This window comes from Paraburkholderia phenoliruptrix (assembly GCF_902859825.1).
Taxonomy (GTDB): Bacteria; Pseudomonadota; Gammaproteobacteria; order Burkholderiales; family Burkholderiaceae; genus Paraburkholderia; species Paraburkholderia phenoliruptrix.
Genome location: NZ_CADIKB010000015.1, coordinates 91,506 through 104,529, shown reverse-complemented (window position 1 = coordinate 104,529; position 13,024 = coordinate 91,506). Strand labels below are relative to the sequence as shown.

At 62.4% G+C, this 13,024-nt stretch carries 13 protein-coding genes and 1 riboswitch; of the genes, 6 read left to right on the top strand and 7 right to left on the bottom strand.

Features of this window, described 5'->3' with window-relative positions; genetic code table 11:
* Positions 1-145 precede the first annotated feature (145 nt).
* On the bottom strand, positions 146-1,873 hold the full coding sequence (locus tag HV711_RS17095; RefSeq protein ID WP_035478695.1) for a sensor histidine kinase: 1,728 nt from the start codon (positions 1,871-1,873) through the stop codon (positions 146-148).
* Between the two features lie 424 nt (positions 1,874-2,297).
* Here HV711_RS17095 and HV711_RS17090 point away from each other — a divergent pair, with 424 nt between their 5' ends.
* The 3 genes from HV711_RS17090 to HV711_RS17080 all read left to right on the top strand — a co-directional run bounded on the left by HV711_RS17090 (position 2,298) and on the right by HV711_RS17080 (position 4,678).
* Positions 2,298-3,500 (top strand): ammonium transporter, encoded by a 1,203-nt coding sequence (locus tag HV711_RS17090; RefSeq protein ID WP_013588023.1) that lies wholly within the window; start codon positions 2,298-2,300, stop codon positions 3,498-3,500.
* Between the two features lie 76 nt (positions 3,501-3,576).
* A riboswitch (Fluoride riboswitch) is annotated at positions 3,577-3,680 on the top strand.
* Positions 3,681-3,754: 74 nt separating this feature from the next.
* Entirely contained in the window at positions 3,755-4,135 is a 381-nt protein-coding gene (crcB, locus tag HV711_RS17085; RefSeq protein ID WP_035478694.1) for a fluoride efflux transporter CrcB, read from the top strand.
* Positions 4,136-4,204: 69 nt separating this feature from the next.
* A complete protein-coding gene (locus HV711_RS17080) occupies positions 4,205-4,678 on the top strand; it encodes a PRC-barrel domain-containing protein (protein ID WP_013588021.1) in 474 nt (157 codons plus the stop codon).
* Positions 4,679-4,799: 121 nt separating this feature from the next.
* Here HV711_RS17080 and HV711_RS17075 read toward each other — a convergent pair whose 3' ends face one another.
* Complete coding sequence (locus HV711_RS17075; RefSeq protein WP_035478693.1) at positions 4,800-5,078, bottom strand: ElaB/YgaM/YqjD family protein; 279 nt, start codon at positions 5,076-5,078, stop codon at positions 4,800-4,802.
* 238 nt (positions 5,079-5,316) lie between these two features.
* Between HV711_RS17075 and HV711_RS17070 the strand changes: the two genes are divergently transcribed.
* Positions 5,317-5,769 carry a DUF3597 domain-containing protein gene (locus HV711_RS17070; RefSeq protein ID WP_015002352.1) on the top strand — a complete coding sequence of 151 codons (453 nt, stop codon included), beginning with the start codon at positions 5,317-5,319 and terminating at the stop codon, positions 5,767-5,769.
* A 140-nt stretch (positions 5,770-5,909) separates the two neighbouring features.
* Here HV711_RS17070 and benD read toward each other — a convergent pair whose 3' ends face one another.
* The 5 genes from benD to catA all read right to left on the bottom strand — a co-directional run bounded on the left by benD (position 5,910) and on the right by catA (position 10,630).
* The gene (gene benD / locus HV711_RS17065) at positions 5,910-6,686 is read right to left on the bottom strand and encodes a benzoate diol dehydrogenase BenD (protein ID WP_035478692.1); all 777 of its coding nucleotides are present in this window, start codon (positions 6,684-6,686) and stop codon (positions 5,910-5,912) included.
* On the bottom strand, positions 6,683-7,705 hold the full coding sequence (benC, locus tag HV711_RS17060; RefSeq protein WP_028361061.1) for a benzoate 1,2-dioxygenase electron transfer component BenC: 1,023 nt from the start codon (positions 7,703-7,705) through the stop codon (positions 6,683-6,685). Before benC ends, benD begins: the two co-directional genes overlap by 4 nt.
* Before the next feature lie 38 nt (positions 7,706-7,743).
* Positions 7,744-8,232: a benzoate 1,2-dioxygenase small subunit gene (gene benB / locus HV711_RS17055; RefSeq protein WP_028361060.1), complete on the bottom strand. Its 489-nt coding sequence runs from the start codon at positions 8,230-8,232 to the stop codon at positions 7,744-7,746.
* Positions 8,229-9,587: a Rieske 2Fe-2S domain-containing protein gene (locus HV711_RS17050; protein ID WP_035478691.1), complete on the bottom strand. Its 1,359-nt coding sequence runs from the start codon at positions 9,585-9,587 to the stop codon at positions 8,229-8,231. Before HV711_RS17050 ends, benB begins: the two co-directional genes overlap by 4 nt.
* A gap of 107 nt (positions 9,588-9,694) precedes the next feature.
* A complete protein-coding gene (catA, locus tag HV711_RS17045; protein ID WP_028361058.1) occupies positions 9,695-10,630 on the bottom strand; it encodes a catechol 1,2-dioxygenase in 936 nt (311 codons plus the stop codon).
* A 176-nt stretch (positions 10,631-10,806) separates the two neighbouring features.
* On the opposite strand from catA, the gene HV711_RS17040 reads away from it, so the two are divergent.
* Both HV711_RS17040 and HV711_RS17035 read left to right on the top strand, forming a co-directional pair.
* Positions 10,807-11,730 carry a LysR family transcriptional regulator gene (locus HV711_RS17040; RefSeq protein ID WP_035478690.1) on the top strand — a complete coding sequence of 308 codons (924 nt, stop codon included), beginning with the start codon at positions 10,807-10,809 and terminating at the stop codon, positions 11,728-11,730.
* Positions 11,731-11,833: 103 nt separating this feature from the next.
* Positions 11,834-12,961 (top strand): muconate/chloromuconate family cycloisomerase, encoded by a 1,128-nt coding sequence (locus HV711_RS17035; protein WP_035478689.1) that lies wholly within the window; start codon positions 11,834-11,836, stop codon positions 12,959-12,961.
* The last annotated feature ends 63 nt before the right edge of the window (positions 12,962-13,024 follow it).

The window sequence follows — 13,024 nt, the reverse complement described above, 5'->3', positions numbered from 1 at the left end:
CTGATCAGGTCGACCCCGCTCGATGGCGATCGACGCCGACGGCGTCATTCACGGCTCGCTGATGCAGGCCGATTGCGCTGCAGTTCAGCCCCAACCATTGCGTCGCCTCACAGCGTGGACTTGGGCGTGGACGTCGCAGGTCCTTTCACGGCCCCATCCGCAGGTTCGGCCGCTTATTCATTGCGTGGTCGTTGGCCGCCACGGGAGCCGCGCCTGCTGCCCCTGCGCCCCCTGCTGCCGACGCCGCCGCGCCGGGCGCTTCTCGCGCCCCGCCCGCCGCCGCGACGCGCGCGCCGGCCTCCGGCAGCGACAAATAGAACGTCGTCCCCACGCCTTCCGCCGACTCCGCCCACACCCGGCCGCCGTGCCGCTCCACAACGCGCCGCACGAGCGCAAGCCCGATGCCCTCGCCCGCGACCGCCGTGCCGTGCAGTCGTTGAAACGCATTGAAGAGCCGCGGCAACGCGATGGCCGGAATGCCCAGGCCGTTGTCGCGCACATAAAAAATGCGCAGCGTCTGCACGCCTGGCGGCGCCGGCGTCGTGCCGATCTCGATCCGGCCTTCCCGCGAGGGATCGAGATAATTCACCGCATTGCCGATCAGATTCGCAAACACCTGCTCGAGTGCAGTCGGATCGCCCCACACGGCCGGCAGTTCGCCGATCTCGACCTGCGCCCGCCGCGCGCGAATCGAGCCCTGCATCGCGTCGACCACACGCGGCACGATATCGCGCACCTCGACCTTCTGATGCCGGTATTCGACGCGGCCAATGCGCGAGAGCCGCAGCAACGCGTCGATGATGTGCGACGCGCGCAGCACCGCGGTCTGCAGGTAATGCAGCGCTTCGCCAATGTCCTCGTTGACGACGCGCTCGATGCGTTGCCGCGTCTCCGCGTCGATCGACGAATCGCCGACAGCGGCGCGCAGTTCCTCGCACGCACGGATGAGTTCCTTCGAAAAGCCTTGCAGATTGACGAGCGGCACGCGCAGATCGTGCGACACGCTGTAGATGAACATCTCGTTTTCCTGCGTCTGCTGCCGCAGCGTCTCGTTGATGCGCGACAGCTCGTCCGCGCGGCGCGCGAGGTCCGCCTGGAAACGCGCCTGGATGCGCTCGCTTTCGAGCAGGCGCCGGCTCGTCTCATGCAAGGTCATGTCGAGCCGCGCGATTTCATCATGACCGGGTCCGATGGGCGCGAGCGGCTCGTTGCCCGCGAGGCGCCCGGCATTGTCCGACAGCAGGGCGAGGCGGCCGCGCAAGCCGCGCGTGAACAGCCACACCGCGAGCGCGACGAACAACAGCGAACCGACCACTGCGGCGACGACGAGCATCTGCTGCCGCTCGCGGGCGGCGTCGGCGGCATTGACACGCTCGCCTTCCAGGCGCCGCTCCTCGGCCTGAAAGGCGGCCACCTGCTGGCGAAACCGGTCGAGCACGTCGGTCTGGCCGAGTTCGCCGAAGCGCGTGACGATGTCATTGCGGCGCCCCGAGCGCAGCAGGTCCTGGATGCGATCGGACCATTGGCGATAGGCCTGCACCGCCTGACGCACCTGAACGACGCGCTCGACCTGCGGCGGACTGTCCGACACCAGTTCCGCGAGCTGATCGATCCGCCGGTCGACGTCGACCCAGACCGACAGCGGCGTGACGAAGCGGTTGTCGTCGGCGAGCACCGCGCCGCGCAGCGCAACGGACTCGCCGAGCACCGGATCGAGAATCGAGGTGGTCTGGCGCAGCACCTCCTGGCCATGGACAGCCCAGCGCTGGGCCTCGGCAGCGTCGGACTGTGCCTTGACCAGTCCGGACAGAAGCGCCAGCTCGAAGATCGCCGGAATCGCGATCAGCAGCAGGCCTTTAGTGGTAAGTCGCATGCGTGCGCATTCAAAGGTGGCCGACGGTCGTGAGCCAGGACGGGACATTATGTCGGCGTTTGGCTGCGAAACATAGGGGCACGCCATAACCCAGACTCTGTCCGCCAGGGCGGCCGCCCGTAGCTGAAAGGCCCGTGCCCCGCGACGTCCTGACGCGAGCGGGACGCAGGAACCATGCCCCGGGCGTAAGCTGCACGAAAAGTTCCGACCCGCAATGGATCATAAGAACCAAAAAGGGGATATTCACGCACGTTTTTTGTGCTTTTTCATACCGACGCAGGTGCATACCGCCCGCGCGAGCTGCATCCCTTTGTCTCGAAATCCCAAGCCTGTGCGGCTCCGCACCGCTAGCGCGCCTCAAGCACCGTTTTGGCCCACTTCTTGCATTCGATGCCCGGTTTTTTGGCATAAGCGGAAATAATCGATGGAAAGCTTGAAAACCGGCACCGATACGCTCTTTCTTCTGCTCGGGGCCGCGATGGTGCTCGCCATGCACGCGGGGTTTGCGTTTCTGGAACTGGGCACCGTGCGCAAGAAGAACCAGGTGAACGCACTGGTCAAGATTCTGGTGGACTTCTCGGTCTCCACGATCGCGTATTTCTTTATCGGTTACACGATCGCGTACGGCGTGCAGTTCTTCGGCAGCGCCGAGCTGCTCGCGGCGCACAACGGCTATGCGCTCGTGCGCTTCTTCTTCCTGCTCACCTTCGCGGCCGCGATTCCGGCGATCGTCTCGGGCGGTATAGCGGAACGCTCCAAATTTAATCCGCAGCTTTTCGCGACCTTCGTGCTGGTGGGATTCATTTATCCGTTCTTCGAGGGCATGGCGTGGAACGAGCGCTTCGGCGTGCAGGCGTGGATCAGCCAGACGTTCGGGGCGCCCTTCCACGACTTCGCGGGCTCGGTCGTCGTGCACGCGTTCGGCGGCTGGGTTGCCTTGCCCGCCGTGCTGCTGCTCGGCGCCCGCCACGGGCGCTATCACCGCGACGGCGGGATCGCCGCGCATCCGCCGTCGAATATTCCGTTTCTGGCGCTCGGCGCGTGGGTGCTGGCAGTCGGCTGGTTCGGCTTTAACGTGATGAGCGCGCAGACCGTCGACAAAATCAGCGGCCTCGTCGCCGTCAATTCCCTAATGGCGATGGTCGGCGGCACGCTGACCGCGTGGCTCGCGGGGCGCAACGACCCGGGCTTCACCTACAACGGGCCGCTTGCCGGCCTCGTCGCCGTCTGCGCCGGTTCGGACCTGATGCACCCGCTCGGCGCCCTCGTGACAGGCGGCATCGCGGGCGTGCTGTTCGTCTATATGTTCACGTGCGTGCAGAACCGCTGGCGGATCGACGACGTGCTCGGCGTCTGGCCGCTGCACGGCTTGTGCGGCGCGTGGGGCGGCATCGCGGCGGGCATCTTCGGCTTGCGGGCGCTCGGCGGCATGGGCGGCGTGTCGTTCGGCGCGCAGGTGCTGGGCACGCTCGGCGGCATTGTCGTGGCGACGCTCGGCGGCACGCTCGTGTACGGCGCCATCCGCCTGACGGTGGGCTTGCGGCTCGACCAGGAAGACGAGTACAACGGCGCGGACCTGTCGATCCACCGGATTTCCGCGACGCCGGAGCGCGAAAGCCTTGGCTGAACGCGGCCGTGGCAGGCGCGCAAGGCATGCGCACGGCCGTGCGCGACCTGTCCCCATGGAGTCGCGGATGTTAGACTTGCGCGCTGGAGATGGCATTCTCCATTGAGCATCCCGGCCACGCGGTGTGTGGTTTCGGCGAATGCTCACTAACCGCCTCGTGCTGATAATGCCTGCTTCCCCGGACCCGCGCGGAGGCGGCACCGCGTCTCCCGCTCAGCCCGGCTCGTTGACTCCGGTTTCGTCAGGCCCCGTTCATGTATTGGTCCCTCTTCGCGGTCGCTATTGGCGGCGGGCTCGGCTCGCTGTTTCGCTGGTTTCTCGGGCTTCGCCTGAACGCGCTCTTTCCGTCGTTGCCCCTCGGCACTTTCGCCTCCAACGTAATTGCGGGCTACGTGATCGGCGTCGCCGTTGCAGGCTTCGCCCGCGCGCCGCACATCGCGCCGGAATGGCGGCTCTTCGTCATCACCGGCATGATGGGCGGACTGTCCACCTTTTCCACCTTTTCCGCCGAAGTCGTGCAACATCTGCAGGACGGACGCCTCGGCTGGGCGGCCGGCGAAGTCGCCATTCACGTCGGCGCCTCGCTTCTCATGACGATTCTCGGCATCGCCACGGTCGCTCTTCTTTCACGCTAAAGCGCGGCTCGCCCGGGCACGCCGTTTGCGCACCTTGAAACGCACCCTTTTCGTTCAAGGAGGTGAAAGATGGGCTCAATCAACCCGCAAGGCGCCACTCGAGGCGGAGCGAAGATTGTGGGCGGCGGTGTCGGCGAAGGTCCAGGGCCGGACGTCATGGCCGCGGCCACGCTCGACGGAACCAAGGTGATGTCTTCGGACGGTGAACATGTCGGCAAGATTTCCGACATCATGCTCGACGTCCGCAACGGACGCATCGCCTACGCGGTGCTCTCGGAGGGCGGTTTCCTTGGGATGGGAGCCAACCTGCACGCCATTCCGTGGAGTGCGCTGACTCTCGATACGGATCAGAAGTGCTTCTTCGTCGACATCACGGCGCAGCGCCTGAAAGACGACCCCGGCTTCGACAAGGACCACTGGCCGTCCATGGCCGATCCGGTCTGGGGCGAATCGACTTACAACTACTACAACCGCCAGCCGTATTGGTCCGCGACGCGCGAAGTCGTCGAGGACGATCCGGCTATCCGGCCGAGCGAACACTGAAGCAAGGTGACGCTCACGCCCTAACAGGCGTTTGACTGTCCATGCCGCCGCGTTCAATGCGGCGGCATGGACACGGATCGCATGGCGCGGAAGCAGTACCTGCGTGTTGACGAAACCCGCACTACCGCGCAGCCAGCATACCGATGATGAGCCCGCCGATCAGCGCCATCGTCACCGCCTTCCACGGACTGTCATGAACGAAGTCGTCGGTCGATTCGGACACGACGCGATATTTCGTCTTGACCACGTCTTGCGCGCCGGCAAGCCTGTCCTTCAGTTCCGACAACGTCATCGCGCTGCGAGCGCGCAGTTCTTCGCTGCCATTCGGCCTTCCCGCGAGGCTGTCATTGCCCGCGACATCGGCGGAACCGGAGCTCGTGCTTTGATAAGACTCCACCATTTCAACCTCCCTCTCTTTCCGTTGAGTGGACAAGGTCGAGCAAACACCGTGCCGCGCGAAGAGGCGCGCCAGTTAGTTAGGATACCGATTTTTTCTCACGCGCATGCGCGAGTAAAACATCTGACCATTACCCGTGACAGCACGCAATGGCGCATAGCGCGAGACTCGCCCCACAGGCACGGGCATTGCGTTTTCCCCAACGCCGGCCGCATTGGCCGGCACGAACGAGGAGCGACACATGAGCATTTTTTCAAGCATTCTCAACAAGATTTTCCCTCACGACCATCCCGCCAATACAGCCTCGGGCGCGACGGCCGGCGCGGCCGCTGGGCCCACCGCCGCGCCCGGCAGCGCGAGTGCGCCCGCGGGCACGCCCGCCACGCCCTCCACGACGGCAGCCGGCAATTCGCAGCCGCCCGTCACGCCCATGCCCACCGTCGACGTCGAAGCGGTGCTGACGAAAATGCAGGACAGCAGCGGCGAAAAGTTGAACTGGCGCACGTCCATTGTCGATCTGCTGAAACTGCTGGGTCTCGACAGCAGCCTCGCGGCGCGGAAGGAGCTCGCGTCCGAGCTGCACTACACCGGCAATACGGAAGACTCCGCGGCAATGAACATGTGGCTGCATAAAGAGGTCATGCAGAAGCTGGCGGAGAACGGGGGCAAGGTACCGGACGACCTGAAGAGTTGATGCGCGCGGGCCGATGGCGGCACTCGCGGCGAACGCGGCTTCACCGGTGTGCACTTGTTCAAGCCGCTGCAAATGGACCTGCGGCGGCTTGGCGTATCGCGGGCCGTGAAAGCGATACGATTGGCAACTGACATGCGAGCCTAGCCGTTGTCACCACCGGCCACGGGCAAAACAGCGCCGGTCACATACCCCGCTTCGTCCGACGCAAGAAAAAGAATCGGCGCGACCTGCTCGTCGAGCGTGCCGTAACGCTTGAAGAAAGTGGACTGCGTGACCTGGTTCACCGCCTCGCTCATCCACATCTTTTCCTGATCAGTATCGCCGGTGGCGTTGCGTGGCACACGCCGCGCAGGTGCCTCGGTTCCACCGGGCGCAGTGGCCACCACGCGGATGTTGTGCGCGCCATACTCCATCGCGAGCGACTGCGTCATTGCGTTGACGCCGCCCTTCGCGGCCGAGTACGGAACACGGCGAATGCCGCGTGTTGCATTCGACGATACATTGACGATGGTCCCGCGACCTTGCGCGAGCATGTGAGGCAGGACCGCGTGACAGGCGTATAACGTCGGCATGAGCGAGCGGCGAATTTCGGCATCGATCTGAGCCGGCTCGAACTCCGCATACGGCCGCATGCGGATTGCGCCGCCCACGCCATTAACGAGAATATCGATGCGGCCAAACTTCCGCACGGCAAATGCCATGGTCGAAGCGGCGCCTTCGTAGGTCTCCAGATCGGCAATGAAGCCGGCCGTGTCCGCCCCCGTCGCCTCGGCCGCTACCTCGGACACGAAGTCGGCGCGATCGACAAACAGAACTTTCGCGCCCTCGGCCGCTGCACGCAACGCGACGCCGCGGCCGATACCCTGTGCAGCGCCCGTGACAACCATGACCTTATGCTGGAATCGCTGCGCGCTCATGCTGTCACCGCGGCTGCGTTGGGCGTGAATTTCTCGTAATGGAAGCTGTGAGGCTCGACGCCGTTGTCGTCGAAATATTTGCGCACAGCGTCGACCATTGGCGGAGGACCGCATAGGTAGACATCCACGTCGCCGTCGTTCAGACACTCAGGCGCAATGTGCTGCGTCACCCACCCTTTGCGAGGATGCGTCGACGCGTCTTCCGCGACGACCGTGCTGAACGTAAAGTTCGGCAACTGCCCCGCATACGCCTCGATCGCATCGACGCAAACCAGATCGAGCTCACGCGTGACGCCATAGATAAGGTGAACTTTGTGCTGCGATTTCGCTCGGACCAATACCTCCAGCATCGACAGGAAAGGAGCGAGTCCCGTGCCGCCTGCAAGAAACAACAGCGGTCGTTCCACGGCACGCAGATAGAAGCTTCCCAGCGGCCCGGTCATTTCCACCTTGTTGCCCGGCTGTGCCGACTGGAGCCACGTGCTCATCACGCCGCCGGGAATCCTTTTAATCAGGAAGCGTATTTTTGATTCCCCAGGCGCGGACGAGAACGAATAGGATCGGTGCGCAGCGCTGCCTGGAACGTGGATGTTGACGTACTGGCCAGCGAGGAAAACGGGAGGCACGCTTTCTATATCCAGCTCGAGGACCACGGCGGCATCGTTGTGCTGCTCCACTTTCGAAACGGTCGCTGCAAACGCGTTTTGCCCTGTCTTGCACGCCGTCGACGACGCCGGCACCGAAATAACACAGTCGCTGTGCGGCACCATCTGGCAGGTCAGCACGAGTCCACGCTCCTTTTCGTCGTCGCTCAGGGCGTCCTCGATGTAGTCGTCCCCGAGATCATAGTCGCCGCTCTCCGCGCGGCACTTGCAGGTACCGCAAACGCCGTCGGAGCAATCCATCGGCAGGTTGATTCTTGCGCGAAAGGCCGCATCGAGGACCTTCTCGCCGTCTCTGCACTCGACAAAGCGGGTCACGCCGTCTTCAAAGTTCAGTGCGATGTTGTAGCTGGACATCTTGCCTCCTACTTCCTGGTGTCTTCCTGCAACTGGCTTCAAACGTGGTAGACGTCGAGCACCTGGCGGATATAGTCGTTCTTCAGCACGATCTTCTTGCTGGAGATCAGCAGCCGGTCATCGACCCTGCGCAAGGTCACAGTGCAGGCGCCAAAAAACTGGTCCGTCACCTTGTACCGGTGACTCAGCGTGTTGAAGTTATAGCGAACGTCCACTTCGTTTTCGCGCGCGGCCAGCACTTCCACGTTCGTGATGTTGTGGCTCGTGCGAGGCTCGGGCATTGAAGCGCCGCTTCGCTCGGTTTTGATACGAAACACGCGGTCTTCCAGGCCGCCCCTATCCGGGTAGTACATCAACGAGATCTGGCTGTGGGGATCTTCGGTGATCCGGTCGTCGTCGTCCCAGGCGGGCATCCAGTAGGTGACATCGTCCGTGTAGCAAGCGAGCCATTCGTCCCACTGGCGGTCGTCCAGAAAACGGGCTTCCTGATACAGCGCCTTGCAGATTGCGTGATAGTCGATGCTCATGCCGCCACCTTCGCCTGCTCGTTCCTGAGCGCTTCGCGCATGGCGCGCACCCAGTATTCGTGCTGGGCAACAAAAAGGCCCTCATCTTCGCTGCGTTCGCCGGAAATCACAGGATTCAGGCCCATGTTCCGGGCATTCTCATCCGGTCCGTCGATCCATAGCGGTGCACCGCGCGACAGGTCGTTCCACATGATTGCCGATCCTGCATAGCCGGTCTGGCATGCGCGGAATTCTTCCAGGTCGTCGCTGGTACCCATCCCGGAAACGTTAAAGAAGTCTTCGTATTGGCGAATTCGGGTCGCACGGTCTTCGGCGCTTTCGCCCTTGGGGGCGAAGCAGAAAATGTTGACCTCGGTCTTGTCCACGCTGATCGGGCGAATCACGCGAATTTGCGTGCTGAACTGATCCATCAGGAAGACGTTCGGATAGAGGCAGAGATTGCGAGTCTGATTGACGATAAACTCCGCCTTCACGTCGCCGACACGCGCCCTGATTTCCTCGCGATGCCGATATACCGGCCGGACTTCCGGGTTCACCGTCCTCGTCCACAGCAGAATGTGACCGTGCTCAAATCCGTATACACCGGCCACCGACTTGCTCCAGCTATTCGCATCGACTGCTTTCGTGCCCTCGACCTTGCGCCGCCCCATGGTGGCTGCGTAGTTCCAGTGCACGGTGCTCACGTGATAGCCGTCGCAGCCGTTTTCCATCTGCATCTTCCAGTTGCCGTCGTAGATATATGACGAGTTTCCGCGCAGCACCTCGATACCATCGGGGGCCTGGGACACGATCTGGTCGATGATGACTTTTGCTTCGCCGAGGTAGTCTTCGAGCGGCATGACATCGGCATTCAGGCTGCCGAACAGGAAGCCGCGATAGTTCTGAAAGCGCGCCACCTTCCTCAGGTCGTGCGAGCCGTGCTGGTTGAACTGCACCGGGTACTCGGTAGTCTTTTCGTCCTTGACCTTCAGCAGCTTGCCCGTGTTCGAGAAAGTCCAGCCGTGAAATGGGCACGTGAAGCTGCCCTTATTGCCGTGTTTGCGGCGGCATAGCATCGCGCCTTTGTGCGCACACGCATTGATGACCGCGTTCAACTCACCCGTTTTGTCCCGCGTAATCACCACGGGCTGCCGCCCGATCCAGGTGGTGTAGTAGTCGTTGTTGTTGGGAATCTGGCTTTCGTGCGCGAGGTAGACCCAGTTTCGCTCAAAAATGTGCTTTATTTCGAGTTCGAAAAGGTCGCTATTGGTGAAGATGTCGCGGCGGCAGCGGAAGACGCCGTTCTCCCTGTCTTCCTGCACCGCGTTGCTCAGCAGCTCTTCGAGTTGCCGTGCCTTGTCGAAACTTGCAGACATGTCTAGTCCCCCCATGCGGGCTCCTCGAAGGAGCGCCTGCACCGGTTCAATGGGTTAATCCGGAAGAGTCGGCAGCTATGCGTCGAGCAAGCCGCCGTTCTGAACGATCAGGCCGTCACTGATGCGCGCGGCCGGTTGACAACCTGGTTGTCCTTACCCTGCACGAGCGGCGTCAGAGCGATGTTGAACTCGATTTCCTTATACGCGTCGTCTTTCAGACCCAACGCCGTGCCACCCGTCTTCTCCACCACGTGCGGCACCAGTTCCTCGCGAGTCGCGTATGCAAAGTCGTCCCAGATCAGCGGGTCGCCTTCGATGTTGATCTGCGTCGTCAACTTGCGCATCCTGTCGCTCGTCACAAAGAAATGCACGTGCGCCGGTCGATTGCCGTGTCGGCCGAGCGAATTGAGCAACTGTTGCGTCGCGCCGTTGGGCGGGCAGCCGTACCCCACCGGCATGAGCGTGCGGAACTCGTATTCGCCGTCGGACCCGGTCTTCACTGCGCCGCGGAGATTGAACGCGCTCTGGGCGCCCGTCGGATCGAAATGCGAGTAGAACCCTTTGGAATTGGCATGCCAGCATTCGACCACCGCACCCGCGAGCGGTTTGCCGTCAGGGCCGCTCACCATGCCGCGAATAACGAGCGGAGCGGCGTCTTCATCAACGTCGACGTCGATCTTCGACACGCGCTCGCGCACCGGCGCACCGGCAACGTACAACGGCCCTTCAATGGTGCGCGGCGTGCCGCCGTGAATGTCCGCTTCGCGATCCTCGGCGTCCATGCGGATGTCGAGGTATTTTTCGAGGCCAAGTCCTGCCGCCAGCAGTGCCGCTTCGCCGTCCTGTCCGAGTTTGTTGAAGTAGGTGACGCCCGCCCAGATCTCGTCCGGCGTCATGTCGAGATCGTCGATTGCCTTGAAGAGGTCGCTCAGCAGGCGATGGGTGATCTGCGTGATACGCGCATTGCCGTTTGCGCCGTGAAGATTCGCGGCAGCCTTCAACAGGTTCTGGACTTCTCTCGTTTCGAACACTTTGACGCTCATGTCTGCTCCTGACTCTCTCTGTATTGTGCGGGGTTTACCCTTGTTTCCCACGCCCTTGGGGGTATGCTCAGAAGGTATAATCGATGGGGAAACAGAGCATGAAACGCAGAATAGTGGCGTTGAACGGCGCGGTCCAAGACTGATTTAGTATTGCGCCATATCAAGGAGGTATAGAGATGGAGTTGCGACATCTTCGCTATTTCGTGGCGGTGGCCGAGGAGCGTAACTTCACCCGCGCAGCGCAAAGGCTTCATATCGCGCAGCCTCCGTTGAGCCGGCAAATTCAGCAACTCGAAGAATCACTCGGCGTACAACTGTTCGAGCGCAACTCGCGCCCGTTGAAACTGACCGAGACCGGCAAGTTCTTCTACTCGCATGCCGTGCAGTTGCTCGCGCAGACTCACGACCTCGAGTCCATGACGAGGCGCGTCGGCAATATCGAGCGCAGCCTCTCGGTGGGCTTCGTCGGCTCGACGCTCTACGGAATGTTGCCGAAAATCATTCGGCGCTTCCGTGATGAGAACAAGACCGTCGAACTCAGCCTGCACGAAATGTCGACGATGGATCAGATTCGCGCGCTCAAGGACGGCCGCATCGACGTCGGTTTCGGTCGGATCCGCCATGAGGACGCCAACATTCGGCGCGTGATTCTGCGCGAGGAGAAGATGATTGTCGCGCTTCCCGTTGGGCATCCCCTTTCGATTGCGAAGCCTGTGCTCGCGCTTCGAGACGTCATCCAGGAAACGCTGATCATTTTCCCGAAGGCGCCGAGGCCGAGCTATGCCGATCAGGTCCTCGCGGCTTTCCAGGACCGTGCGCTCACCCCTCGCCGCATCTACGAAGTCCGGGAATTGCAGATTGCGCTGGGTCTGGTTGCGGCGGGCGAAGGGATCTCTATTGTTCCGAGCAGTGTGTACGGCCTGAAGCGCGACGATGTGAGTTACAAGGAGTTGGACGATCCCACTTTGGTGTCGCCCCTCATCATGAGCATGCGCGCGCTCGACGAGTCGAGGGACATCAAGGAAATGCTCGCACTCATCTATCGGCTCTACGAAGAGGAGCGCATACCCCATACACCGCGTACCGACGCGGCACCGTAGGTTTGTCATACCCCTGGGGTATCGCACTAGACGTCGATGGTCTTGGACAGGCGAATGTTGACCGCGCCATACTCCGCTCAACCATTCACTTCTTTCCCCCGGTATGAACGCCCACATTACCTCCGTCGAAGCGGTTCTGGTCGACCTGCCGACCATTCGCGCGCATCAGTTGTCGATGGCCACGATGCAGCAGCAAACCATGGTCATCATCCGTCTGCGCTCGAGCGATGGCATCGAAGGCATTGGTGAAGCCACCACCATTGGCGGTTTGTCTTATGGAGAAGAGAGTCCCGAAGGCATCAAGCTGACCATCGACACCTATCTCGCGCCCGCGCTAGTCGGCCAGGACGCGACCAGCATCAACGCAGCGATGGCAAGGCTCGACAAAGTCGCACGTGGCAACCGGTTCGCCAAGTCCGGCATCGAAACCGCGCTGCTGGACGCCCAGGGCAAACGCCTCGGCGTGCCGGTCTCGGCGCTTCTTGGTGGCGCCGTACGCAAGACGCTCCCGGTGCTTTGGACACTGGCGAGCGGCGACACCCAGCGCGATATTGAGGAAGCCGAAATGCTTCTCGCCGAGCGCCGCCACCACACCTTCAAGCTTAAGATCGGTCGCCGCAGCGTGCGGGACGACGTGACTCACGTGTCGAAAATCAAGGCAGCCCTGGGCGAGCGCGCGAAGGTCACGGTCGACGTGAATCAGGCGTGGAACGAAGCAGATGCCGCACGAGGTATCGAAGCGCTCGAGCAGGCCGGCATCGATCTCATCGAACAGCCCACGCCGCGGGAGCAGCGCGGAGCGCTCGCGCGGCTCGCTGCGCGCTTCGTCGTGCCGATCATGGCCGATGAAGGCGTGGCGGGCCCCGAAGACGCTCTGGAACTCGTGCGGGGCGCGTGCGCCGACGTATTCGCATTGAAGATTGCCAAGTCGGGCGGCATCTACGGGATGATGCGCACAGCGGCAGTGGCCGACGCCGCTGGCGTGTCGCTGTATGGAGGCACGATGCTCGAGGGCAGCATCGGTTCCATCGCTTCAGCCCACGGCTTTTGCACTCTTGCGCAACTGTCGTGGGGCACCGAGCTTTTCGGCCCGCTGTTGCTCAAGGATGACATTGTGACCGCTCGCCCTCAGTACCGCGACTTCGATCTCCACATCCCGGAAGGCCCAGGGCTCGGACTGCAGATCGATGAAGACAAGCTCGCTTTCTACCGGCGCGACAGGAGCGCGTGAGCGCCCGTCGTCATTCACTATCGTCACGATGCTCCTTCCAATGTGCGAGGGAGCGCCTTCTTC